17 protein-coding genes and 1 tRNA gene are annotated in these 25859 nt (G+C 67.8%); 14 read left to right on the forward strand and 4 right to left on the reverse strand.

The window, feature by feature from the left end; translation table 11 throughout:
• Nucleotides 1–221 precede the first annotated feature (221 nt).
• The gene (gene lipE, locus ABDV69_RS08445) at nucleotides 222–1466 is read left to right on the forward strand and encodes a lipase LipE (protein ID WP_343573234.1); all 1245 of its coding nucleotides are present in this window, start codon (nucleotides 222–224) and stop codon (nucleotides 1464–1466) included.
• Nucleotides 1467–1608: 142 nt separating this feature from the next.
• Here the strand turns inward: lipE and ABDV69_RS08450 are convergent.
• Nucleotides 1609–1695 (reverse strand) — tRNA-Ser (locus ABDV69_RS08450).
• A gap of 20 nt (nucleotides 1696–1715) precedes the next feature.
• Nucleotides 1716–2204, reverse strand: a complete 489-nt coding sequence (locus ABDV69_RS08455; RefSeq protein ID WP_343573236.1) for a MarR family transcriptional regulator — start codon at nucleotides 2202–2204, stop codon at nucleotides 1716–1718.
• A 66-nt stretch (nucleotides 2205–2270) separates the two neighbouring features.
• Here ABDV69_RS08455 and ABDV69_RS08460 point away from each other — a divergent pair, with 66 nt between their 5' ends.
• A complete protein-coding gene (locus ABDV69_RS08460) occupies nucleotides 2271–3251 on the forward strand; it encodes an NAD(P)H-quinone oxidoreductase (protein WP_343573238.1) in 981 nt (326 codons plus the stop codon).
• Between the two features lie 70 nt (nucleotides 3252–3321).
• Here ABDV69_RS08460 and ABDV69_RS08465 read toward each other — a convergent pair whose 3' ends face one another.
• Nucleotides 3322–4518: a cysteine desulfurase-like protein gene (locus ABDV69_RS08465; protein WP_343573240.1), complete on the reverse strand. Its 1197-nt coding sequence runs from the start codon at nucleotides 4516–4518 to the stop codon at nucleotides 3322–3324.
• A 110-nt stretch (nucleotides 4519–4628) separates the two neighbouring features.
• On the opposite strand from ABDV69_RS08465, the gene ABDV69_RS08470 reads away from it, so the two are divergent.
• The 10 genes from ABDV69_RS08470 to ABDV69_RS08515 all read left to right on the forward strand — a co-directional run bounded on the left by ABDV69_RS08470 (nucleotide 4629) and on the right by ABDV69_RS08515 (nucleotide 17638).
• Nucleotides 4629–6620: a DUF6541 family protein gene (locus tag ABDV69_RS08470; protein WP_343573242.1), complete on the forward strand. Its 1992-nt coding sequence runs from the start codon at nucleotides 4629–4631 to the stop codon at nucleotides 6618–6620.
• Nucleotides 6621–6667: 47 nt separating this feature from the next.
• Nucleotides 6668–7132 carry a bacterial proteasome activator family protein gene (locus tag ABDV69_RS08475; protein WP_343573281.1) on the forward strand — a complete coding sequence of 155 codons (465 nt, stop codon included), beginning with the start codon at nucleotides 6668–6670 and terminating at the stop codon, nucleotides 7130–7132.
• A 7-nt stretch (nucleotides 7133–7139) separates the two neighbouring features.
• Complete coding sequence (locus tag ABDV69_RS08480; RefSeq protein WP_343573244.1) at nucleotides 7140–7937, forward strand: ABC transporter ATP-binding protein; 798 nt, start codon at nucleotides 7140–7142, stop codon at nucleotides 7935–7937.
• On the forward strand, nucleotides 7930–8829 hold the full coding sequence (locus ABDV69_RS08485; protein ID WP_343573245.1) for a glycosyltransferase family 2 protein: 900 nt from the start codon (nucleotides 7930–7932) through the stop codon (nucleotides 8827–8829). Before ABDV69_RS08480 ends, ABDV69_RS08485 begins: the two co-directional genes overlap by 8 nt.
• Nucleotides 8830–8878: 49 nt before the next feature.
• Nucleotides 8879–9709: an ABC transporter permease gene (locus tag ABDV69_RS08490; protein WP_343573247.1), complete on the forward strand. Its 831-nt coding sequence runs from the start codon at nucleotides 8879–8881 to the stop codon at nucleotides 9707–9709.
• Between the two features lie 119 nt (nucleotides 9710–9828).
• Nucleotides 9829–10239 (forward strand): GtrA family protein, encoded by a 411-nt coding sequence (locus ABDV69_RS08495; protein ID WP_343573248.1) that lies wholly within the window; start codon nucleotides 9829–9831, stop codon nucleotides 10237–10239.
• 32 nt (nucleotides 10240–10271) lie between these two features.
• Entirely contained in the window at nucleotides 10272–11654 is a 1383-nt protein-coding gene (locus ABDV69_RS08500) for an FAD-binding oxidoreductase (RefSeq protein ID WP_343573250.1), read from the forward strand.
• Nucleotides 11655–12437, forward strand: a complete 783-nt coding sequence (locus tag ABDV69_RS08505) for a decaprenylphospho-beta-D-erythro-pentofuranosid-2-ulose 2-reductase (RefSeq protein ID WP_343573252.1) — start codon at nucleotides 11655–11657, stop codon at nucleotides 12435–12437.
• On the forward strand, nucleotides 12438–14390 hold the full coding sequence (locus ABDV69_RS08510; protein ID WP_343573253.1) for a galactan 5-O-arabinofuranosyltransferase: 1953 nt from the start codon (nucleotides 12438–12440) through the stop codon (nucleotides 14388–14390). It begins immediately after the preceding gene.
• A complete protein-coding gene (locus ABDV69_RS08515) occupies nucleotides 14390–17638 on the forward strand; it encodes an arabinosyltransferase domain-containing protein (protein WP_343573255.1) in 3249 nt (1082 codons plus the stop codon). The genes ABDV69_RS08510 and ABDV69_RS08515 overlap by 1 nt, the downstream gene beginning before the upstream one ends.
• Nucleotides 17639–17691: 53 nt before the next feature.
• Here ABDV69_RS08515 and ABDV69_RS08520 read toward each other — a convergent pair whose 3' ends face one another.
• Nucleotides 17692–19056, reverse strand: coding sequence for an MFS transporter (locus ABDV69_RS08520; protein WP_343573283.1), 1365 nt, complete (start codon nucleotides 19054–19056; stop codon nucleotides 17692–17694).
• A 287-nt stretch (nucleotides 19057–19343) separates the two neighbouring features.
• On the opposite strand from ABDV69_RS08520, the gene ABDV69_RS08525 reads away from it, so the two are divergent.
• A complete protein-coding gene (locus ABDV69_RS08525) occupies nucleotides 19344–22646 on the forward strand; it encodes an arabinosyltransferase domain-containing protein (protein ID WP_343573257.1) in 3303 nt (1100 codons plus the stop codon).
• Nucleotides 22647–22663: 17 nt separating this feature from the next.
• On the forward strand, nucleotides 22664–25834 hold the full coding sequence (embB, locus tag ABDV69_RS08530; RefSeq protein ID WP_343573284.1) for an arabinosyltransferase EmbB: 3171 nt from the start codon (nucleotides 22664–22666) through the stop codon (nucleotides 25832–25834).
• The last annotated feature ends 25 nt before the right edge of the window (nucleotides 25835–25859 follow it).

Consider the following 25859-nt stretch of genomic DNA (forward strand, 5'->3'; position numbering starts at 1 on the left):
GCCGCTCCGGGGTGGTCAACACCTCGAACCTCAGATCCAGCGCGCGCGTGACCGCAGCCCGAAGACCGTCGAGCACCTCGACGACCTCCTCACGACTACTAGAACACATGTTCGAATAATAACGACGGAGTCCGACACCCCGCACCCCACAAAGCCGCATCTGTGGATAACAGTCCAACTGCGGATAACTCGACGACGTGGCTCCCCCGTACCCTCGCGGCATGAGCGACTTACAGGGCAGAATTAAGATCCCCGCCGACCTCGACTCCGTCACTGCGGTCGGCGACGAAGACCACTCCGGGATCGACCCGCGGGCCGTCGAGCGGATCTGGCTGGCCGCCCGCCACTGGTACCAGGCCGGCATGCATCCGGCGATCCAGGTGTGCTTGCGGCACAACGGCAAGGTCGTGCTTAACCGGGCCATCGGCCATGGCTGGGGCAACGCCCCCACCGACGCACCGGACGCGGAGAAGATCCCCGTCCGGACCGATACACCGTTCTGTGTCTACTCGTCGGCGAAGGCGATCACCGCGACCGTCGTACACATGCTCGTCGAGCGCGGGCATTTCTCGCTCGATGATCGGGTCTGCCAGTACATCCCGTCGTACACCAGTCACGGCAAAGACCGCACCACCATCCGGCACGTGATCACCCACAGCGCCGGCGTCCCCTTCCCCACCGGACCGCGCCCGGATCTCAAGCGGGCCGACGACCACGCATACGCGCAGGAGCAACTCGGCAACCTGCGGCCGCTCTACCGGCCCGGTCTGGTGCACATCTACCACGCGCTGACCTGGGGTCCGCTGATGCGCGAGATCGTCTACGCCGCCACCGGTAAGGACATCCGCGATATCCTGGCCACCGAGATCCTCGACCCATTGAACTTCCGGTGGACTAATTTCGGTGTGGCAGAAGAAGATATCCCCTTGGTCGCGCACAGCCACCCCACCGGCAACCCGTTGCTGCCGGCGCCGATCGCGGCCGCCTTCCGCAAAGCGGTCGGGGGTACGACACATGAGATCATCCCGATCACCAACACGCCACTGTTCCTCAAGACCGTCGTCCCGTCGTCCAACACCATCTCGAACGCCGACGAGATGTCGCGATTCGCCGAAATATGGCGTCGTGGAGGCGAACTCGACGGCGTCCGGGTGATGAGCCCGGAAACACTGAAAGGCGCGGCGAAGCAATGCCGCCGGCTGCGACCGGACGTCGCTACCGGTCTGCTGCCGGCTCGTTGGGGCACCGGATTCCAGCTCGGCACAAAAAGATTCGGCCCGTTCGGCCGCGGTGCCGACAAGGCGTTCGGCCATTTGGGGCTGGTCAACTGCGCGATCTGGAACGACCCCGAGCGCCAGCTGGCAGCCGGCGTGGTCAGCAGCGGCAAGCCCGGCCGCGACCCAGAGGTCAAGCGGTACACCGCCTTGATGGACACCATCGCCGCTGAGATACCGCGCGTTCGGTAAACCTGCGTCATAGTTGAGCGGTGCAGGCGCAGTACCCGTGCTAGCCGGGCGATCGCAGGACTACTTCGCGGCCGACAATGATCACCGACGAGGTCACCGGAGCGGCATCACGTCAGCGCAGTTCACTCTGCTCGCGTAAGAGCGGTGGCGGAGGGATTTGAACCCCCGGACGGTGTTAGCCGTCTCTCGCTTTCAAGGCGAGTGCATTAGGCCGCTCTGCCACGCCACCGCGGACAAGGGTAGCCGGGCCTAGTCACAAGTTTTCAGTGCGGCGCTGATCCGACGGCAGTTCTCGCCGACCGCGACAACCTGCGAGCGCGACAACGGGCCGAGGAAGTGGGCGCGGATGCCTTCGGCGTAGGTCACCATGGCCTCTCGCGCAATCCTGCGACCGTCATCGGTGATCGCGGCAACCACCCCGCGCCGATCGTCCGGGCTCGCCTCGCGGCGTAGCAGTCCCTGCGCCTCCAGGCGGCGGACCTGGCGGGTGAGCCGACTCGGCAGCGACGCCAACGCCTCGGCGAGGTCACCCATCCGGGCGCAGCCGGCCGGGGCATGATCCAACATGTCGAGGACCCTGACGTCGAACACCGACAGCTGGTGTACCTCGGTGAGTCGACGATTGAGCGTCGCATACAACCGCAGGGTGGAATCCAGGAAGTGTTGCCACGACTTCTGCTCAGCAACATCCAGCCCGGGCATCTCACTGGCTGTCCGGCCGGCAATCAGGGCGGCCATCACGTCATGCTATGCGACACATCGCCTTTGGAACAGTCACAATCGGCAGGTAGTAGCGTGGCAAGCATGCATGGCATAGTCGCCGAATCGGCCGATCGACTCCAGTGGAAGCAAGTCCCAGACGTCACCCCGGGCCGTGACGACGTGCTGATCAAGGTCAGCGCCGCCGGGGTCAACCGGGCCGACCTCTTGCAGGCCGCCGGCCAGTATCCGCCGCCGCCCGGCGCGAGCGAATTGCTCGGGATGGAAGTCTCCGGCGTCATCGAGACAGTCGGCGACGACGTCCACGGTTGGGCGCCGGGACAAGAAGTCTGCGCTTTGCTGTCCGGCGGCGGCTACGCCGAATACGTCGCAGTTCCGGCCGGTCAGGTGCTGCCGCATCCGGTCGGCCTCGACCTCGTCGACTCCGCGGGGGTGCCGGAGGTGGCGTGCACGGTCTGGTCGAACCTGGTGATGACGGCACATCTGCACGAGGGTCAACTGCTGCTGATGCACGGCGGTGCCAGCGGCGTCGGCAGCCATGCCATCCAGATCGCCCGCGCGCTGGGCGCCCGGGTCGCCGTCACCGCTGGCTCAGCGGCCAAGCTGGACGCGTGCCGCGAACTCGGCGCCGAAATCCTGATCAACTACCGCGACCAGGACTTCGTCGCGCGGGTGCACGAGGAGACAGCTGGCCGCGGAGCCGACGTCATCTTCGACATCATGGGGGCGGCATACCTGGACCGGAACCTCGACGCGCTGGCCACCGACGGCCGCCTGGTCATCATCGGCATGCAGGGCGGGGTCAAGGGTGAACTCAACATCGCCAAGCTGATGGGCAAACGAGCGCAGGTGATCGGCACGACGCTACGCGGCCGGCCGACGACCGGGCCGAACAGCAAGAGCGACGTCGTCGCAGCGGTGACGGAGTCGGTGTGGCCGATGATTGCCGACGGGCGTGTCCGCCCGGTGATCGGGGTTCGGCTGCCGATTCAGCAGGCCGGCGAGGCGCACCGATTGCTGTCCGCGGGAGAGGTGACCGGGAAGATCGTGCTGACGGTCGAGTAGCGCGAGCAGACGCAGAATCGCACGTTCGCGCTGCGAACTGTGCGATTCTGCGTCTGCTCGCGCCGTGACGTCAGCCCAGCGACGCCAAAGCGCGTACCAACTGGTCGACCTCGGCAATCGTCGAATAGTGCGCCAGGCCGACGGTGACCGCGCCGCCGACGTCGTTGACCCCGATCACATCGAGCACCCGCGAGTTGGCATCGGAGATCGCCAGAATCCCGTTGTCCGCCAACCGTTGCACCACCCGCTCGGCCAGCACGTCGTGCACCGCGAAGCTGACCACCGGAATCCGCGACTCTGGGCGGGCGATCACCACCACCCGCGGCAGCGAGCGCAGCGACCCCATCAGGTACTCGAAGATCCCGTCCAGGTAAGTCGTCGCGGATTGCATTGAGGTAGAGAGCCTTTCGCGCCGAGTCCCGCGGGCCGACTCGTCGAGCGAGGCCAGGTACTCGATGCTGGCGACGAAGCCGCCGAGCAGGCCGAACTGGTGCACGCCGACCTCCAGGCGGCCCGGCCCGGTTGCGTACGGGTTGGTCGACACCGAGGTGAACGTGTTGATCATCGCCGGGTCCCGGAATACCAACGCGCCCAACGGCGGACCGCCCCAGTTGACGGCGTTGACCGCCACCACGTCGGCGTCGATCTCGTCGATGTCGATCAGCCGGTACGGCGCCGCAGCGCAATGGTCGACCACGACGAACCCGCCGACGTCGTGGACCAGCTTGGTCGCCGAGCGCAGATCGGTGACGGTGCCCAACGTCCCCGACGCCGACGTCACCGCGACCAGCCGCGTCGACTGCCCGATCAGGCCCTCCCACTGCCACGACGGCAGGTCGCCGGTCTCGATGTCGACCTCGGCCCACTTGACCCTGGCGCCGAACCGGTTCGCCGCACGTAGCCAGGGCGCGATGTTCGCCTCGTCGTCGAGGCGGGTGACCACCATCTCGTGGCCCAGGCCGGCGCGGGTCGACGATGCGTCCGCCAGCGACGCCAGCAACACCGCACGGTCGGCGCCCAGCACCACACCGCGGGGGTCGCCGTTGACCAGGTCTGCTGCCGCCTGGCGGGCCGCGTCGAGCACGGCCACGCTGCGTTTGGCCGACGGGTGCGGGCCGGCGGTGCTGGGAAAGGACCCGCGGAAGGCCGTCGAGACGGTGGTCGCCACCGAGTCGGGAATGAGCATTCCGGACGGGGCATCAAAGTGCACCCAACCGTCCCCGAGCGACGGGTGCAACCCGCGCACTCGAGCGACGTCGTATGCCATAGCAGCCACCTTAGAGCCATGCACAATAAGCGGAACCGGGACGCCTACCCGGCACCCGGATACATCCCCGCCGTCCCGAGCCAGGTCACCCGGCCCGCCATAATAATCGCGTGGGGCTGTGCTTCGGAACGCTGATCGCCTTGTTTTTGCTGATCGTCCCGGGGGCCATCGTCGGAAGAATCGCTGCGCTGACATGGCCGATCGCCATCGCAGTTGGCCCGGCGCTGACCTACGGCGTGGTCGCGCTGGCGATAATCCCGTTCGGCGCAATCGGCATCCCTTGGAACGGGTGGACAGCACTCGCCGCACTCGCCGCGGTGGGCATCGTGATGATCGGTGTGCAGCCGTTGGCGGCCCGCTACCGGGACGAGGCGGCTCAAGCGCTGGGTATCGAACGCCGGCAGGCGTTGACGATGGCTGCCGGGGTGGTGCTGGGCGGGTTGCTGATCATGTGGGCGGCCTCTCGCGGCCTGGTCCATTGGCAGTCGATCCCCAGCACTTGGGACGCGGTCTGGCACGCCAACACGGTCCGCTTCATCCTCGACACCGGCCAGGCGTCGTCGACCCACATGGGCGATCTGCGCAATGTCGAGACCCACCAGCCGCTGTACTACCCGTCGGTGTTTCACGCGCTGACCGCGGTCTACTGCCAACTCACCGGCGCGGCCCCGACGACCGGCTACACGGTCAGCGCGGTGGCGGCGGCGGTCTGGCTGTTCCCCTCCAGCGCCGCGATGCTGACCTGGCACCTGGCCCGCCCCCGCACCCGGTATGCCGCGGGCCTGGCCGCGACGGCGGCGGCGCTGTCCGCGTCGTTCACCTCGGTGCCCTACGTAGAGTTCGGCACCGCGGCGATGCCGAACCTGGCGGCCTACGGCGTCGCGATCCCGACGTTCGTTCTGGTCGTCTCGACGCTGGCGCACCGTGACCGGGTGCCGTCGGCGGTGCTGGCGCTGGTCGGTGTCTTCTCGGTGCATCTGACCGGGGGCTTCGTGGTAATCCTGTTCGCGGCGGCCTGGTGGCTGATGGACGGGTGGTGGCATCCGGTGCGCGGCCGGCTCGCCGACCTGCTGACGCTCGCGGCCTCGGCGGTGCCGGCGGTGCTGATCCTGGCGTCGCAGTTCATCGGGGTGGCCAAGCAGGCCGGCATCATCGCCGGGCACGCCTTCCCCAGCTTCAAGCCCGTCAAGCAGGGCGTGATCGACGCGCTGCTGCTGCACACCCGTCACCTCAACGACTTCCCGACGCAGTACGCCCTGGTCGCACTGAGCGGCCTCGGTATGGCGATCCTGCTGTACAAGAAACTCTGGTGGCCGCCGGTCCTCTGGCTGGTGCTCACCGTGGCGACGATCTACTCCGGGGCGCCGTTCCGCAATCCGCTGGGCACAGCGATCGAGCAGTTCAGCCAGTTCTTCTACAACGACCCGCGCCGACTCTCCGCGGTGGTGACGATGCTGGTGACCCCGATGGCGGCGGTCGCGGTGTTCACGTTGGTGGTCGGCGCCGTCGCGCTGGGCAGGATGCTGGTGAAAGCGCCTGATGCCGTCTGGGTTTCGACGGTCGTGACATTACTGACGCTGACCACCGTGCTCACCGCGCGGCACTACTTGTATCGGCATCTGGTGTTGTTCGGCGACAAGTACGACTCGGTGATCATCAACCAGCACGACCTCGACGCTTTTGCCCACCTGGCCGCGCTGCCGGGCGCGCGGACCACGCTGATCGGCAATTCCAACGTCGACGGCACCGCGTGGATGTACGCGGTCGCCGACCTGCACCCGCTGTGGACGCACTACGACTTCCCGCAGCAAACCGGCCCGGGTTACTACCGGTACATCTTCTGGGCGTACGCCGATGCCGACGCACTGCCCGGGGTGCCCGCGGACAAGCGCGCATTAGTCCCCGAGGCGATCAAGGCGCTCAACATCCGATACATCCTGACCAGCGCGCCCACGGTTCGGGGGTTCAAAGTGCCGGACGGACTAGTGTCGATAGACCATTCGAAGTGGTGGAGGAAGATTTACGACGGCGGTGACGCCTGGATCTACGAATGGCTGGGTCCTGGGCGCACCCCCACAACTCCCAAAGGTGACAAGCATTGAGTAATGACGACGGCATCGAGGTCATCGGCAGCGTCGACCCCCGGCTGATGGCGATGGTGCAAGATACCGACCAAGACCCGGATGACCGCTCGATCACCGACCTGGTCGAGCAACCGGCCAAGGTGATGCGGATCGGCACGATGATCAAGCAGCTCCTCGAGGAGGTGCGGGCGGCACCGCTCGACGACGCCAGCCGCAACCGGCTGCGCGAGATCCACGCCACCAGCATCGCCGAGCTCGAAGACGGGTTGGCGCCAGAGCTGCGCGACGAGCTCGATCGGCTCACGCTGCCGTTCACCGAGGGCAGCGTCCCGTCCGATGCCGAACTGCGCATCGCGCAGGCCCAGCTGGTCGGCTGGCTGGAAGGGCTGTTCCACGGCATCCAGACCGCGCTGTTCGCGCAGCAGATGGCCGCCCGCGCGCAGCTAGAGCAGATGCGGGAGCAACGTGGCTTGCCGCCGGGAGCCACCGGCCACGGCAGATCCGGTTCCGGCACTGGGCAATACCTGTAGGCAACCGGTGACACCAACTGGTCCACACATCGAAACCCACGGCGCGTGGGTGGAGTTTCCAATCTTCGACGCCAAGTCGCGCTCGCTGAAGAAGACGTTCCTGGGCGGCTCGATCGGGCGCAATGCGTCCAACGTGGTGGTCATCGAGGCGCTGCGGGACATCACCCTGTCGCTGGAACTCGGTGACCGGGTCGGACTGGTCGGCCACAACGGGGCCGGGAAATCGACTCTACTGCGGCTACTTTCGGGGATCTACGAGCCGACCCGCGGCTCGGCCCTCATCCGCGGCCGGGTGGCGCCGGTGTTCGACCTCGGCGTCGGGATGGACCCGGAGATCTCCGGTTACGAGAACATCATCATCCGCGGGCTGTTCCTCGGGCAGACCCGCAAGCAGATGCTGGCCAAGGTCGACGAGATCGCGGACTTCACCGAACTCGGCGACTACCTGTCGATGCCACTGCGGACCTACTCCACCGGGATGCGGGTGCGGTTGGCGATGGGCGTGGTCACCAGCATCGACCCGGAGATCCTGCTGCTCGACGAGGGCATCGGTGCCGTCGACGCCGACTTCCTGAAGAAGGCGCAGACGCGGCTGCAGCAACTCGTCGAGCGGTCCGGAATCCTGGTGTTCGCAAGCCATTCCAACGAATTCCTGGCCCGGCTGTGCAAGACGGCGATGTGGATCGACCACGGCGTCATCAAGCTCACCGGCAGCATCGAAGACGTCGTGCGGTCTTACGAGGGCGAAGACGCCGCTCGGCACGTGCGCGAGGTGCTGGCGGAAACGGCATCGCCTCGTGAGTGAGATGGTGTGCGCCGTCGTGGTGACTCATCGGCGCCCCGACCTGCTGGCCAAGTCGCTGGGCGTGCTGAGTACCCAGAGTCGGCCGCTGGACCAGTTGATCGTGGTCGACAACGATTCCGACGACCGTGTCCGCGATCTGGTTGCGGGGCAACCCGTTCCGACGACATATCTGCCGTCGCACCGAAACCTCGGCGGCGCAGGCGGTTTCGCGCTCGGCATTCTGCACGCGCTGGCACTGGGCGCCGACTGGGTGTGGCTGGCCGACGACGACGGTCACCCGCAGGACAGCGAGGTGCTGGCCACCCTGCTCGCCTGCGCCGACACGCATCGGTTGGACGAAGTGTCGCCGATGGTGTGTAACGCCGACGACCCTGCGCGGCTGGCGTTTCCGTTGCGCCGCGGCCTGGTCTGGCGGCGGCTGGTCAGCGAACTACGCACCGAGGCCGGCCAGCACCTGCTGCCGGGCATCGCGTCGCTGTTCAACGGCGCGCTGTTTGCGGCGTCGGCGTTCGAGGCGATCGGGGTGCCCGACCTTCGACTGTTCGTCCGGGGCGACGAGGTGGAGATGCATCGTCGGCTGGTCCGCTCCGGGCTGGCGTTCGGCACCTGTCTGGACACGGCGTACCTGCATCCCTGCGGGTCGGCGGAGTTCAAGCCGATCCTGGCGGGGAGGATGCACGCGCAGTATCCGGACGACGCGACCAAGCGCTACTTCACCTACCGCAACCGCGGATACCTGATGGCGCAGCCCGGTCTGCGCAAACTGGTTGTCCAGGAATGGCTTCGGTTCGGCTGGTTCTTCCTGATATCCCGTCGCGACCCCAAAGGTCTGCTGGAGTGGCTGCGGCTGCGCCGGCTGGGCCGCCGCGAACAGTTCGAAAGGCGCTCATGACCCGCGCCAATGACGATGCAGAGCGCAGCGATGCGAAGGAGTGGCGCCGATGACCTCGGTCGATATCGCGTCGGAGTCGAAGACGTTTGGCCGGGCCTGGGGTGACCTGGCCGACGGGTACCGCCGCCGCGAGCTGTGGCTGCACCTGGGCTGGCAGGACATCAAGCAGCGCTACCGCCGCTCGGTGCTGGGGCCGTTCTGGATCACCATCGCCACCGGCACCACCGCCGTCGCGATGGGCGGGCTGTACTCCAAGTTGTTCCACCTACAGCTGTCGGTGCACCTGCCCTACGTCACCCTCGGCCTGATCATCTGGAATCTGATCAACGCGTCCATCCTCGACGGCGCCGAGGTGTTCGTCGCCAACGAAGGATTGATCAAACAACTGCCGACGCCGCTGAGCGTGCACGTCTACCGGCTGGTGTGGCGGCAGATGATCCTGTTCGGGCACAACATCGTCATCTATCTGGTCATCGCGATCATCTTTCCGAAACCGTGGTCGTGGGCCGACCTGGCGGTGATCCCGGCGCTGGCGCTGATCGTGCTGAACTGCGTCTGGGTGTCGCTGTGCTTCGGCATCCTCGCGACCCGGTTCCGCGACATCGGCCCGCTGTTGTTCTCCGTCGTCCAGTTGCTGTTCTTCATGACGCCGATCATCTGGAACGACGCCACGCTGCGACAGCAAGGCGCCGGGCAGTGGGCGAAGATCGTCGAGTTCAACCCGCTGCTGCACTATGTGGACATCGTGCGCGCGCCGCTGCTCGGGTCGCACCAGGAGCTGCGGCACTGGGCGGTCGTGATCGGGCTGACGGTCGTGGGCTGGCTGATGGCGGCGTTCGCGATGCGCCAGTACCGGGCTCGGGTGGCCTACTGGGTCTAGCGGGCCTGGTTGGTCCGCGAGGCAGAAGCCAGGGCTGCGATGCGCCGCGGAGCGCGACCCTGACTGCTGTTTCGCGGTCCGGCTTGGTCGCGCACCGGCCCCCCGTAGACTTCCCGCCGATGGCTGAGATCGCGGCGAACTCCCCGCTGCCGCTGAAGACACAGGCGTGGCGATTCATCGTCACCGGCGGCCTGTCCGCGATCGTTGACTTCGGGCTGTACGTCGTGCTGTTGCAGGTCGGCCTGCAGGTCAACGTCGCCAAGTCGCTCAGCTTCATCGCCGGCACCACCACCGCCTACCTGATCAACCGCCGCTGGACGTTCCAGGCGCCGCCGAGCCGGGCCCGATTCATCGCGGTCTGCGTGCTCTACGCGCTCACCTACTGCGTTCAGGTCGGCATCAACTACCTGTTCTACCTGCAGTTCGTCCACGAGCCGTGGCGAGTGCCAGCCGCATTCGTGATCGCGCAGGGCACCGCGACCGTGATCAACTTCGTCGTCCAGCGGTCGGTGATCTTCCGCCTGCGCTGAGCGGCCCAGTTCAGGCGGTACCCTCTTTGACGATGTTGAGCAGCGACATTCCCACCACTAAAACCCCGCTGACGGGCTTTGGCCGCACCGCGCCGTCGGTCGCGGACGTGCTGTCGACCCCGGACACCGAGCTGATCGCCAAGGCGGTCGGCCAGGTCGCCGACTCCGGTGGTCGCGGCGTGATCGCCCGCGGCTTGGGCCGCTCGTACGGCGACAACGCGCAAAACGGCGGCGGCCTGGTGATCGACATGACGCCGCTGCACAAGATCCACTCGATCGACTCCGACAGCTACCGGGCCGAGGTGGACGCCGGCGTCAGCCTCGACCAGTTGATGAAGGCGGCGCTGCCGTTCGGGCTGTGGGTGCCCGTGCTGCCCGGCACCCGCCAGGTCACCGTCGGCGGGGCGATCGCCTGCGACATCCACGGCAAGAACCACCACAGCGCGGGCAGCTTCGGCAACCACGTCGTGTCGATGGAGCTGCTGACCGCCGACGGGCAGATCCGCCACCTCACGCCGGACGGCGAGGATGCCGAGCTGTTCTGGGCCACCGTCGGCGGCAACGGTCTGACCGGGATCGTGTTACGCGCCACCATCGCGATGACGCCGACCGAGACCGCGTACTTCATCGCCGACGGGATTGCCACTCATGATCTGGACGAGACGGTCGCGGCGCACCTGGACGGCACCGAGGACAACTACACCTACTCCAGTGCCTGGTTCGACTCGATCAGCGCGCCGCCCAAGCTGGGCCGTGCGGCGATCAGCCGCGGCAGCCTGGCCAGGCTGGACCAGCTACCGCCCAAGCTGGCCAAGAATCCGCTGCAGTTCACCGCACCCCAACTGCCCGCCGTGCCCAACGTGTTCCCGGTCGGCGTGGTGACCAAGCTGACCGGCAGCATGGCCGGTGCGGCCTTTTACCGGATGAGCGGGAACTACCGGGACAAGATCGTCAACTTGACGCAGTTCTATCATATGCTGGATTTGACGACCGGGTGGCAATATGCTTATGGCCCAATGGGTTTCGCCCAGCATCAATTCCTGGTGCCGCCGGACGCCATGGCGGAGTTCAAGGGCATCATCCGGTGGATTCAGACCCAAGGCCACTACTCGTTCCTCAATGTCTTCAAGCTGTTCGGCCCCGGCAACAAGGCGCCGCTGAGCTTCCCGATGGCCGGCTGGAACGTCGCGATGGACTTCCCGAACAAGCCCGGCGTCAACGAATTCCTCAACGAACTCGACACCCGCGTCATGGAATTCGGCGGTCGGGTCTACACGGCCAAGGACTCGCGGGTCAGTGCCGACAACTTCCACGCCATGTATCCCCGTATCGACGAATGGATTGCGGTGCGCCGCAAGGTCGATCCCTCCGGAGTCTTCGTCTCCGACCTGGCCCGACGTTTGGAGCTGCTGTAAATGGTGCTTGACGCCGTAGGAAACCCGCAGGCCATCCTGCTACTGGGCGGCACGTCCGAGATCGGGCTGGCCATCTGCGAGCGCTATTTGCAGAACGCCCACGCGCGAATTGTGCTGGCCGACCTGCCCAACCACCCGGGCAAGGACAAGGCCGTCGCGCAGATGAAGGCGGCGGGAGCCAAGTCGGTCGAGTGGATCGACTTCGACGGTGTCGACACCGCGAGTCACCCCGCGGTGATCGATGCTGCTTTCGGCGGCAGCGATATCGACGTGGCTATCGTCGCGTTCGGTCTGCTCGGCAATGCCGAGGAGCTGTGGCAGGACCAGCGCAAGGCGGTGCAGATCGCCCAGATCAATTACACCGCAGCGGTTTCCGTCGGCGTTCTGCTAGCCGAGAAGATGCGCGGGCAAGGCTTCGGCCGCATCATCGCGATGAGCTCAGTCGCCGGCGAGCGGGTGCGCCGGTCGAACTTCGTCTACGGCTCCACCAAGGCCGGCCTGGACGGCTTCTACCTCGGACTCGGAGAGGCGTTGCGCGAGTACGGGGTTCGCGTGCTGGTGATCCGGCCCGGTCAGGTTCGCACCACAACCACACTCGAGCACTGGAAGTCGACCGGCGCCAAGGAGGCGCCGTTCACCGTCGACAAGGAGTACGTCGCCGAGCTTGCGGTCACCTCGGCCGCCAAGGGCAAAGAGCTCGTCTGGGCGCCCGGCCCGGTCCGCTACCTGATGACGGTGCTGCGGCACATTCCGCGGCCGATCTTCCGCAAGTTGCCCTTCTAGATGCGCAACGCGCTGGCCGCCGTCGGCCACCTGGTGATTGCGGTCGCGATCGCAGCGGCGGTCGCGGTGGTGTCGCTGACCGCGATCGGCCGAGTGCAGTGGCCGGCCTACCCGTCGTCGAATCAACTGCACGCACTGACGACGGTCGGCCAGGTCGGCTGCCTGGCCGGATTGCTTTATGCGGGTTGGGTTTCACGGCGTGGCCGACGCATAATGGCGCAGCTGCTTGCGACGGTCTTCGTGTCGGCTTTCTCGGTGGTGACGCTCGGCATGCCGCTGGGCGCCACCAAGCTCTACCTGTTCGGGATCTCCGTCGACCAGCAGTTCCGCACCGAATACCTGACTCGGTTCACCGACAGCCCGACGCTGCACGACATGACATACGCCGGTCTGCCGCCGTTCTACCCGCCGGGCTGGTTCTGGATCGGCGGGCGGGTTGCCGCGCTGACCGGCACGCCTGGCTGGGAGACGTTCAAGCCGTGGGCGATCACCTCCATCACGATCGCGATCGCCATGGCGTTGGTGTTGTGGTCGCGGATGATCCGCTTCGAGTACGCGCTGATCGTCACGACCGCGACGGCCGCGGTGACGCTGGCCTACAGCTCGCCGGAGCCGTACTCGGCGATGCTCACCGTGCTGCTACCGCCGGTGTTTGTCCTGGCCTGGTCGGGTCTGCGTGCTCGCGATCGTGAAGCTGGCCGCGCGCTCGACGTCGAACGTGAGACTGGCCACACACTCGCGAGGGGTGGCTGGGCTGCGGTGATCGGCGCGGGAATCTTCCTGGGCGTTGCGGCGACCTTCTACTCGCTGCTGCTGGCCTACAGCGCGTTCACCTTGCTGCTGATGGCGCTGACGCTGGCGGCGTCGCGGCGCCGCGACGGGCTCAGAGCCGCGCTGGACCCGTTGGCCCGGCTGGCCGTGATCGGCGCGATCGCGGCAGCCATCGCGACGACGACCTGGCTGCCGTTTCTGCTGCGCGCGGCTCACGACCCGGTCAGCAACACCGGCAGTGCCTTCCACTACCTGCCGGCCGACGGCGCCGAGCTGACCTTTCCGATGCTGACGTTCACCCTGCTCGGCGCGCTGTGCCTGTTGGGGACGTTGTGGCTGGTCATACGAGCGCGGACGTCGGTGCGCGCGGCCGGCCTGGCCATCGGCGTGCTCGCGGTCTACGCGTGGTCGCTGCTGTCGATGCTCGCCACCCTGGCCCGCACCACGCTGCTCTCATTCCGTCTGCAGCCCACCCTGACGGTGTTGCTGACCGCCGCGGGTGTCTTCGGCTTCGTCGAGCTCACTTCGGCTTTAGCCGCGCGAGGGCGCGAGCGGGCCTGGCGCCGCGCCGTGCTACCGGTGGCGACATCGATCGGGCTGGCCGCGGCGATCGCGTTCAGCCAGGACATCCCCGACGTGCTAAGGCCCGACCTGACCATCGCCTACACCGACACCGACGGTCACGGCCAGCGCGGCGACCGCCGTCCGCCTGGCTCGGAGAAGTTCTACGGCCAGATCGACAGCGCGATCACCCGGACGACCGGCAGACCACGCGACCAGACGGTGGTGTTGACCGCCGACTACAGCTTCCTGTCGTACTACCCCTACTACGGATTTCAGAGCCTGACGTCGCACTACGCCAACCCGCTGGCGCAGTTCGACAAGCGCTCGGCCGCAATCAAGGGCTGGGCCAAACTCACCACCGCCGACCCGTTCGTCCACGCGCTGGACACGCTGCCGTGGGCGCCGCCGACGGTGTTCCTGATGCGGCACGGCGGCTCGGCGGGCGCTGCATCGCTGACCGGGGGAAGCAGCTACACCCTGCGACTGGCTGAAGACGTCTACCCCAACCAGCCCAACGTGCGTCGCTACACGGTGGAGCTCGACGCCGCGATCTTCGCCGACCCGCGGTTCAGCGTGACCACGATCGGCCCGTTCGTGTTGGCCATTCGCAAACCCTGATGGCTACCGAGGCGGCGCGGCGGGAGCAATTAGCATCAAGCACCGTGGGCGACACGGACAGGAGCTATCGGGTCGCCCGCTTGGTCGCCGTCGTCGCCGGTCTGCTGGGCAGCATACTGGCCATCGCGACGCCGCTGCTACCGGTCAAACAGACCACCGCCCAACTGAACTGGCCGCAAAACGGGATGCTCAGCAGCGTCGCGGCCCCGCTGATCGGCTACGTCGCCACCGACCTCAACATCAGCATCCCGTGCCAGGCCGCCGCCGGCCTGTCCGGCCCGGGCAAGACTGTGCTGCTGTCGACGGTCCCCAAGCAGGCACCCAAGGCCGTCGACCGCGGACTGCTGATCGAGCGGGCCAACGACGACCTCGTGCTGGTCCTGCGCAACGTGCCCCTGGTTGTCGCGCCGTTGAGCCAGGTGCTGAGCAGCGACTGCCAGAAATTGGTGTTCACCGCGCACGCCGACCGGGTCATCGGCGAGTTCGTCGGCCTCACACAGGGCCCCACCGCCGAGCATCCCGGCGCGGCCCGGCGCGGTGAGCGCAGCGGCTACGACTTCCGGCCGCAGATCGTCGGCGTCTTCACCGACTTGACCGGGCCGGCTCCGCCCGGTCTGACACTCTCGGCCACCATCGACACCCGCTACAGCAGTTCGCCGACGCCGGAGAAGATGGCCGCGATGGTGCTCGGCGTCGCGCTGACGCTGGCCGCGCTGATCGCACTGCACGTGCTGGACACCGCCGACGGCACCCGGCACCGTCGCTTCCTGCCGCCGCGCTGGTGGTCGATCAGCGGACTCGACGGCCTGGTCACGCTGGTGCTGGTGTGGTGGCATTTCGTCGGCGCCAACACCGCCGACGACGGCTACATCCTGACCATGGCCCGGGTGTCCGAGCACGCCGGCTACATGGCCAACTACTACCGCTGGCTGGGTACGCCCGAAGCGCCGTTCGGCTGGTACTACGACCTGTTGGCGCTGTGGGCGCATGTCAGCGCCACGAGCATCTGGATGCGGCTGCCGACGCTGCTGATGGCGCTGGCCTGCTGGTGGGTGATCAGCCGGGAGGTCATTCCGCGGCTGGGCCATGCCGTCAAGACCTCGCGCGCGGCGGCATGGAGCGCCGCCGGCGTATTCCTGGCGGTCTGGCTGCCCCTGGACAACGGTCTGCGGCCGGAGCCGATCATCGCCCTCGGCATCCTGTTGACCTGGTGTTCGGTCGAGCGCGCGGTGGCCACCAGTCGGCTGCTGCCGGTGGCTGCGGCCTGCATCATCGGCGCGCTGACGCTGTTCTCCGGGCCGACCGGTATCGCGTCGATCGGTGCGCTGCTGGTCGCAATCGGCCCGCTGCGCACCATCGTCGCGCGCCGCTCGCGGCGGTTCGGTGTGCTGGCGCTGCTGGCGCCGATCGTCGCGGCGATCACCGTCAACGTGATCCTGATCTTCCGCGACCAGACGCTGGCCGGCGAGCTGCAGGCGACCTCGCTCAAGCGCGCGCTCGGACCCAGCCTGAGTTGGTTCGACGAGCACATCCGTTACGAGCGGCTGTTCATGGCCAGCCCGGACGGATCGATCGCCCGACGGTTCGCGTTGCTGGTGCTGCTGGTCGCGCTCGCGGTGTCGATCGCAATGACGTTGCGCAAGGGGCGGATTCCGGGCACCGCCACCGGGCCGAGCCGTCGCATCATCGGGATCACGGTGATCTCGTTCATCGCAATGATGTTCACGCCCACCAAGTGGACGCACCACTTCGGGGTGTTCGCCGGGCTGGCGGGTTCGTTGGCCGCGCTGGCCGCGGTGGCGGTGACCGCGACGGCGATGCGCTCGCGACGCAACCGGACACTGTTCGCCTCGATCGTGTTGTTCGTCGTCGCACTGTCGTTCGCCAGCGTCAACGGCTGGTGGTATGTTTCGAACTTCGGTGTGCCGTGGTCGAATGCGTTCCCGCAGTGGCATTTCGGGTTCACCACCGGCTTCCTGGGGCTGAGCGTTCTTGCCGCGATGTTGGCGGCCTGGTTCCACTTCGTCAGGAGCGGCACCGACGCCGACCCGCCCCGCGATTCGCGGTTGGGTCGAATCATCCGATCCCCGTTGGGAATTGCCGCGTGGGCGGTGGTCTTCTTCCAGGTGCTGTCACTGACACTGGGCATGACCGACCAGTACCCGGCGTGGTCGGTGGGGCGCTCCAACCTGCAGGCACTAACCGGAAAGACCTGTGGCCTGGCCACCGACGTCCTCGTCGAGCAGGACCCGAACGCCGGGATGCTCAAGCCGGTCTCCGGGGACGAGAAAGATGCGCTGGCAGGCGGTTTCGCCGAGGGCTTCGACGCCAATGGTATTCCCGCTTCGGTGTCGGCCGACCCGGTGATGGAACGTCCCGGTGACCGCAGCTTCGTCAGCGACGACGGGAACGTCACCAGCGGCGAAGCCGGCAACGAGGGCGGCACCACGGCCGCGCCCGGCATCAACGGCTCGCGCGCGCGGCTACCCTACGGTCTCGATCCGGCACACACCCCGGTGCTGGGCAGCTGGCGATCCGGCGTCCAGGTGCCGGCCCGGCTACGGTCGGCCTGGTACAAGCTGCCTCCCCGCAGCGAGTCCGGACCGCTGTTGGTGGTGTCGGCGGCGGGCCGGTTCAACTACGGCGAGGTCGAAATCCAGTGGGCCAACGACAAGCAGGCCGCCGCCAACAAGCCGGGCGGCTCGACCGGACTCGCCGACGTCGGTGCGGCACCGGCGTGGCGTAACCTGCGGGCACCGCTGTCCGCGCTACCCGCGGACGCCACCCAGGTGCGAGTCGTGGTCAGCGACGAAGACTTGGCGCCGATGCACTGGATCGCCGTCACCCCGCCGCGGATCCCACGGCTGCGCACGCTGCAGGAGGTGGTCGGTTCGTCGGACCCGGTACTGCTGGACTGGCTGGTCGGCCTGGCATTCCCGTGCCAGCGGCCGTTCGGCCACCAGAACGGCGTGGACGAGGTGCCGAAGTGGCGGATACTGCCCGACCGGTTCGGCGCCGAGGCCAACTCGCCGGTGATGGACAAAAACGGCGGCGGCCCGCTCGGCGTCGCTGAATTGCTGGTGCGCGCGAGCACGGTGGCGACGTATCTGAAGGACGACTGGTCCCGCGACTGGGGCACGCTGCAACGGTTGACGCCGTACTACCCCGACGCCGAGCCGGCTGAACTCGACCTTGGTTCCGCGACCCGCAGCGGCCTGTGGAGCCCCGCTCCGCTACGACGCGGTTAGCTGGCGGCGACCCGCTGCGCCCGGCTCCCGCCGCGCTTGCGATCGCCTTCGGGTTAGTAGCCGACTTGCCCGCGCCCCGCGCGGAAAGCGGTGAAGCAGGCGGTCAGCGCGAGAAGCGCGAAGACCGCGAATGCCCACCGGGCGGCCGAGGCTCCGCCGCCGTCGACGAGGTTCACCACCACGCCGGCCAGGCCGGCGCCGAACGCACCGAAAACCAGCTGCACCGAGTTGATCGCGGTCGCGGCGGCACCGCCCTCAGCGGGATCGTCGACATCACTCATCGCCCACGCCGACAAATGCGGCCAGGCGGCGCCGATACCCACCCCGACGGCCAGCAGCGCGACCGCGCATACGACGACGACCCCTGCCGTCGCCCCCTGCACGTGGGTGACGCCGGCCACCGCCAGGCCACCGGCCATCACCAGCGGCGCGGCGATCACCACGGTCACGATCGTGCGCGACCTGTTCAGTGAGCCGCTGCCGAACCCGCTGATCGTCCAGCCCAGCGACAACGCCGCGCCAAGCAGGCCCGCGACGATCGGCCCGAGGTGCGCCAGCCGCTGACCGAACAACGGCACGTAAAGATCGACTTTGGTCGCGGCGACCAACAGCCCCAGCGTCAAGTAGACCCATTTCAGCGGGCCGAAGCCGTAGACACTGGCGGGCAGCACCGCGGTATCCATCCGGCGGTCGACCACCAGGAATGCGCCGATCAGCAGGGCGCCGAAGACCAGCAACCCCGCGGTCGCGAGGGCGTTGTGCGGCACCGACGCGACGCTGACCGCCAGCGCTGCGGCGCCCAGCAGCACCACCGATGGAATCGGAATCCGGGCCGAGTCACGGTCGGCGGGCTGCTCGGAGCCGTCCGTGGTGAGCAGGCCCGGCGCGAGGACGGCCATCCCCACGCTCAGGATAGCCAGCAAACCGAATGCCCAGCGCCAGGCTCCGAACTGCGCGAACAATCCCCCCACGGCAGGTCCGAACAAGGCGCCGATGCCCCACGTCGAGGCCACTAACGCCGAACCCCGACTCCACAACCGGCGGGGCAGCACGGCGTTGATCACCGCAAAGCTCAGACCGCACAGCAAGCCGCCCGCCAGCCCCTGGAAAAAGCGGCCCACCAGCAGGATGTCCATGCTGGGGGCGGCCGCGCAGACCAGGCTTCCGGCGGCGAGGACGGCAAAACCCGCCAGGTACGACACGCAGGCGCCGATGCGGTGCAGCACCGCGTTTACCGTCGCCGCAGCCACCACCGACCCGACGAGATATAGCGTCGTCACCCACGCATAGATGCGCTCGCCGCCGATCTCGTTGATCGTGCTGGGCAGCATGCTGATCGTCAGGAACTCGTTGGTGGAGTAGAGCACCACGCCCCCGGCGACCACAGCGGTCGTTCGCGAATAGGGGGAACTCCACAACTCACGCCAATGGCCGGTGGTGGATTGTCGTTCCTGCGCTAAATTCACCACCGCTGGATCACTAAACCATCTTTCGTCCGGGTAGTCGAACGCCCACCGAAGGCGCGGACATGTTCTGATGTCCTATTTCGGCTCGCGCCAAACCGCGGATGGACGTCGGATTCGCGCTTAATTCCCGGCGGGGTTCGCCGCATCGCCGGCATTACCGGGCCGCTGCCCGCGGCCTTGTCAGAACCCACGGCGAGGGTTGCATAACCGCCGGCGCCAGTCGCATACCATCGTGCCTCGTGCCCCTCGACGACACGCAGCGATCGACGCATCGGCTCGCCCGGCTGATTGCCGTCGTCGCGGGGATCGCCGGCGCGCTGCTGTGCGCGGTGGTTCCGTTGCTTCCGGTCACCCAGACGACAGCCACGATTCTGTGGCCGCAGGGCCTCAAAGACGGCCACATCACCGACATCACCGCGCCGCTGGTGTCCGGGGCGCCGCGTGCGCTGGACATCTCCGTTCCGTGCGCTGCGATCGCCACGCTGCCCGCCGACGGCGGACTGGTGGTGTCGACGCTGCCGGTCAACGGTTTCGAGGCCGGCAAGAGCGGGCTGTTCGTGCGGGCCGGCAAGGACTCCGTCGTCGTCGCGTTCCGTGACTCGGTCGCTGCGGCCGCACCGCGCTCCGCGATCGCCGCCGGCGCCTGCAGCACGCTGCACCTCTGGGCGAACGCGGGCGGCGCCTTCGCGGACTTCGTCGGAATCCCCGGCGCGAACGGCGGGCTGGCGCCGGAGAAGAAGCCGGCGGTCGGCGGGATCTTCACCGATCTGACCGTGCCCGCGCAGCCGGGGCTGTCGGCGCGCGTCGACGTCGATACCCGGTTCGTCGTCGCGCCGACGTTGCTGAAAACGGCGGTGATGGCCCTCGGTGCACTGGCCGTGCTGGCGTCGCTGGTGGCGCTGGCCGTCCTGGACCGGCAATCCGGGCGACGGACGCCGCGGCACTGGCACCATCTGGCTGGCGCCGGGGTCACCACTCCCCCGCAAGCGGGAGGTGCCCGCAGGCTGGCCGACACCGGCGTGATCGGCACGCTGCTGGCCTGGCATGTCATCGGCGCGACCTCGTCGGACGACGGTTACAACCTGACCATGGCCCGCGTCGCCGGCGACGCCGGCTACGTGGCCAACTACTACCGCTACTTCGGCGCCTCCGAGGCGCCGTTCGACTGGTACCAGTCGGTGCTGGCCCAGCTCGCGTCGGTGAGCACCGCCGGGGTTTGGATGCGACTGCCCGCCACGCTGGCCGCGATCGGCACCTGGCTGGTCATCAGCCGCTACATGTTGCGACGGTTGGGCCCCGGCCGGGGCGGTCTGGGCAGCAACCGGGTGGCGATCTGGACGGCGGGCGCAGTGTTCCTGGCGGCCTGGCTGCCGTTCAACAACGGCTTGCGGCCCGAGCCGCTCATCGCGCTGGGCGTCGTCGCCACCTGGGTGCTGGCCGAAACCGCGATCGCCACCCGACGGCTGGTTCCCGCCGCGACGGCGATCATCGTCGCGACGCTGACCGCGACGCTGGCGCCACAGGGCCTGATCGCCGTCGCCGCACTGCTGGCCGCCGCCCGACCGATCGCGCGGACCATCACCCGGCGCAAGGCAACTGACGGCCTGTTGGCGCCGTTGGCGGCACTGACCGCGTCGCTGTCGCTGATCATCGTCGTGGTGTTCCGGTCGCAGACGCTGGCAGGAGTCGCCGAGGCGGCACGGATCAAGTACAAGGTCGGCCCGACGATCGCCTGGTACCAGGAGTTCCTGCGCTATTACTTCCTCACCGTGGAGAGCAACGCCGAGGGCTCGATGACGCGGCGCTTCGCCGTGCTGATCATGTTGCTGTGCCTGTTCGGTGTGCTGGTCATCTTGCTGCGGCGCGGCACGGTGCCCGGTGTGGCGAGTGGGCCGGCGTGGCGGCTGATCGGCACGACCGCGATGGGTCTGCTGCTGTTGCACGTCACCCCGACGAAGTGGGCCATTCAGTTCGGCGCGTTCGCCGGGTTGGCCGGCGCGCTCGGCGCAGTCACCGCGTTTGCCATGGCTCGGATCGGCCTGCACAACCGTCGCAACCTGACGTTGTACGTGACGGCGTTGCTGTTCGTGCTGGCGTGGGCGACCTCGGGGATCAACGGCTGGTTCTACGTCAACAACTACGGCGTCCCCTGGTTCGATATCCAGCCGGTGATCGCGAGCCACCCGGTGACGTCGATGTTCCTGGCGCTGTCGATCGCGACCGGACTGCTGGGCGCCTGGCAGCACTTCCGGATGGACTACGCCGGGCACACCGAGGTCACCGACAGCCGCCGCAACCGCGTGCTGGCCTCGACGCCGCTGCTGGTGGTCGCAGTCATCATGGTGTTCGGCGAGGTCGCGTCGCTGGGCAAGGCCGCGGTGCTGCGCTATCCGATGTACACCACGGGCAAGGCGAACTTCGCCGCGATCGCCTCCGGGCTCTCGTCGTCCAGCTGCGCGATGGCCGACGACGTGCTGGCCGAGCCGGACCCCAATGAGGGCGTGCTGCAACCGGTTCCGGGCCAGAAGGTCGGCCCCGACGGCCCGCTCGGCGGCGACAACCCGGTCGGCTTCACGCCGCAGGGCGTCGGCGACAACTTGCAGTCGGACCCGGTGGTGACCAAGCCCGGCGTGGTCAACTCCGACGCGTCGCCGAACAAGCCGAACGCCTCGATCACCGACTCGGCCGGCACTGCCGGCGGCAAGGGTCCGACCGGCGTCAACGGCTCGCAGGCCGCCCTTCCGTTCGGCCTCGACCCGGCGCGCACCCCGGTGATGGGCAGCTACGGCGAGAACGCCCGGGCCGCCACCGCCACCTCGGCGTGGTACCAGATGCCGCCGCGCACGCCGGACCGGCCGCTGGTCGTCATCGCCGCCGCGGGCGCCATCTGGTCGTACAAAGAGGACGGCGACTTCTCCTACGGTCAATCGCTCCGGTTGCAATGGGGCGCAACGAAACCCGACGGCAGCGTGCAGCCGCTCGGGCTGATGTTCCCGATCGACATCGGACCGCAGCCAGCCTGGCGCAACCTGCGCTTCCCGACCAGTTGGGCACCGCCGGAGGCCGACGTCGCCCGCATCGTCGCCTACGACCCCAACCTCAGCGAGGACCAGTGGTTCGCGTTCACCCCGCCGCGGGTACCGGTGATGAAAACCCTGCAGCAGCTGATCGGGCGGCGGCAGCCGGTGTTGATGGACATCGCCACCGCCGCGAACTTTCCATGCCAGCGGCCGTTTTCCGAGCACCTGGGGATCGCCGAGCTGCCCGACTACCGCATCCAGCCGGACCACAAGCAGACCTCCGCATCGTCAAACCTGTGGCAGGCGGCGAAGTCCGGCGGGCCGTTCCTGTTCACCCAGACACTGATGTGGACGTCGACGGTGCCCACGTATCTCAACGGCGACTGGTACCGGGACTGGGGGCAGGTGGAGCAGTACCACCGCTGGCTGCCCGATGACGTGGCGCCGCTCGCCGCCGTCCAGCAGGGCGCCGTGGAAGTGTCCGGCTGGAGCCGACAAGGACCGATTCGAGCACTCCCGTGAGCACACCGACAGACGACATGAAGGTGACCCGCTGGGTCGCCACCATCGCCGGAATGATCGGGTTCCTGCTGGCGGTGGCCACCCCGTTGCTGCCCGTCGTGCAGACCACCGCCGACCTCAACTGGCCGCAACTGGGCCAGTTGAAAAGTGTTACCGCGCCACTGATTTCGCTGACACCCGTCGACTTCCACGCGGAAGTGCCGTGCAAGGTGGTGCGGGACATGCCGCCGATCGGCGGCGTGGTGCTGGGTACCGCACCGCGAAAAGGCAAGGACGCCAACCTGCAGGCGCTGTTCATCGTCGTCGACCAGCAGCGGGTTGACGTTACCGACCGCAACGTGGTGATCCTGTCCGTGCCGCGCGACCAGGTGGCGTCGGCGGGGTGCCGACACATCGACGTCACCTCGACACTGGCCGGGACGTACGCGACCTTCGTGGGCCTCAAGGACCCGGGCGGAAAAGAGTTGCGCAGCGGCTATCCCGACCCCAACCTGCGCCCGCAGGTCGTCGGGGTGTTCACCGACCTGATCGGCCCCGCGCCGCCGGGGCTGAAGATGTCGGCGACCATCGACACCCGATTCTCCACCACCCCAACCACAGTGAAGCTCCTCGCGATGGTCGGCGCGATCCTCGCCACGATCGTCGCGCTGATCGCGCTGTGGCGCCTCGACCAGTTGGACGGGCACCGGATGCGCCGGTGGATCCCGGCGAACTGGCGGACCTTCACCCTCGCCGACGCGACGGTGATCTCCGGGTTCGTGCTGTGGTGGGTGATCGGGGCCAACTCCTCCGACGACGGCTACATCCTGGGCATGGCGCGCGTTGCCGACCGGGCCGGCTACATGTCCAACTACTTCCGCTGGTTCGGTAGCCCCGAAGACCCGTTCGGCTGGTACTACAACCTGTTGGCGCTGATGACCCATGTCAGCGACTCGAGCCTGTGGATTCGCCTGCCGGACTTGGTCGCCGGGCTGGTGTGCTGGCTGCTGCTGTCGCGAGAGGTACTGCCCCGGCTGGGGCCTGCGGTGACCAAGAGCAAACCCGCCAACTGGGCCGCCGGGATGGTGTTGCTGACCGCGTGGATGCCGTTCGACAACGGGCTTCGGCCGGAGCCGATCATCGCCGTCGGTTCGCTGATCACCTATGTACTGATCGAGCGGTCGATGCGCTACAGCCGGCTGACGCCCGCCGCGCTGGCGGTGGTGACCGCGGCGTTCACCCTGGGCGTGCAGCCGACCGGACTGATCGCAGTGGCCGCACTGGTGGCCGGTGGTCGTCCGATCCTGCGAATCCTGGTGCGCCGCCATCGGGTGGTCGGCACCTGGCCGTTGGTGGCGCCGATGCTGGCCGCCGGCACGGTGATCCTGACCGTGGTGTTCGCCGACCAGACGCTGGCAACGGTGGCCGAAGCCACCAGGATTCGCACCGCGATCGGACCCAGTCAGGCCTGGTACACCGAGAACCTGCGCTACTACTACCTGTTCCTACCGACCGTAGACGGTTCGCTGTCCCGCCGGTTCGGCTTCCTGATCACTGCGCTGTGCCTGTTCACCGCGGTGTTCATCATGTTGCGCCGTAAGCGCGTTCGCGGCGTTGCGCGCGGACCGGCCTGGCGGCTGATGGGCGTCATCTTCGGCACCATGTTCTTCCTGATGTTCACCCCGACCAAGTGGGTGCACCACTTCGGGCTGTTCGCCGCCGTGGGCGCGGCGATGGCCGCGCTGACCACGGCGCTGGTATCGCCGGCCGTGTTGCGCTGGTCGCGCAACCGGATGGCGTTCCTGGCCGCGGTGTTGTTCCTGCTTGCGCTGTGCTTCGCCACCACCAACGGTTGGTGGTACGTGTCCAGCTACGGCGTGCCTTTCAACGCGGCGACGCCGAAGATAGCCGGGATCAGTGTCAGCGCAATGTTTGTCGCGCTCTTCGTGGTGGTCGCGCTATACGCGGCCTGGTTGCACTTCGCGTCCCGCGACCGCGGTGAAAACGGCCTGGCCCGCGCGCTGACCGCGGCGCCCATCCCGCTCGCCGCCGGCTTCATGGCGCTGGTGTTCATCGCGTCGATGACGATCGGCATCGTCCGGCAGTACCCCACGTTCTCCAACGGTTCGTCGAACATCCGGGCCTTCGCCGGCGGCTGCGGATTGGCCGACGACGTCCTGGTCGAGCCCGACACCAACGTCGGCTTCATGGCGCCCAAGCCCGGCGACTACACCGACCTCGGCCCGCTGGGCGGCGTCAACCCGGTCGGCTTCACCCCGAACGGCGTCCCCGACCACACCGTCGCCGAGGCCGTGGTGATGCATCCGAACCAGCCCGGCACCGACTACGACTGGGATGCGCCGGTCAAACTGAAGGCGCCCGGCGTCAACGGCTCGACCGTGCCGCTGCCCTACGGCCTTGATCCGCAACGGGTTCCGGTGCTCGGCAGCTACACCACCGAAGCGCAACAGCAGAGCAAGCTGGCGTCGGCGTGGTATCAGTTGCCGCCCGCGGACGACGGCCATCCGCTGGTGGTGGTGACCGCCGCGGGCAAGATCGCCGGCAACAGCGTGCTGCACGATCACACCGACGGCCAGACCGTGGTGCTGGAGTACGGCAAGGCCGGTCCAAACGGCGACGTGGTCCCGGCCGGTCGGCTGGTGCCCGATGATCTGTACGGCGAGCAGCCGAAGGCGTGGCGCAACCTGCGCTTTCCCCGAGCCAAGATCCCCGCCGACGCCGTCGCCGTCCGGGTGGTCGCCGAAGACCTGTCGCTGACGCCGGAAGACTGGATTGCCGTAACGCCGCCACGGGTGCCGGAACTGCGTTCGGTGCAGGAGTACGTCGGCTCCACGCAGCCGGTGCTGCTGGACTGGGCGGTCGGCCTGGCGTTCCCCTGCCAACAGCCGATGCTGCACTCGAACGGCGTCGCGGACATCCCGAAGTTCCGCATCACGCCGGATTACACGGCGAAAAAGATGGACACCGACACCTGGGAGGACGGTGTCAACGGTGGCCTGCTCGGCATCACCGACCTGCTGCTGCGGGCCCACGTGATGGCGACCTACCTGTCGCACGATTGGGCCCGCGACTGGGGCTCGCTGCGCAAGTTCGACACGCTGGTCGACGCGCCGCCCGCCGAGTTAGATCTCGGCACGGCAACGCATTTCGGCTGGTGGTCACCGGGCAAGATCCGGATCAAGCCCTAACGCCTAGCCGGATGTCGGCAACCTC

This window comes from Mycobacterium sp., from assembly GCF_039583785.1.
Taxonomy (GTDB): domain Bacteria; phylum Actinomycetota; class Actinomycetes; order Mycobacteriales; family Mycobacteriaceae; genus Mycobacterium.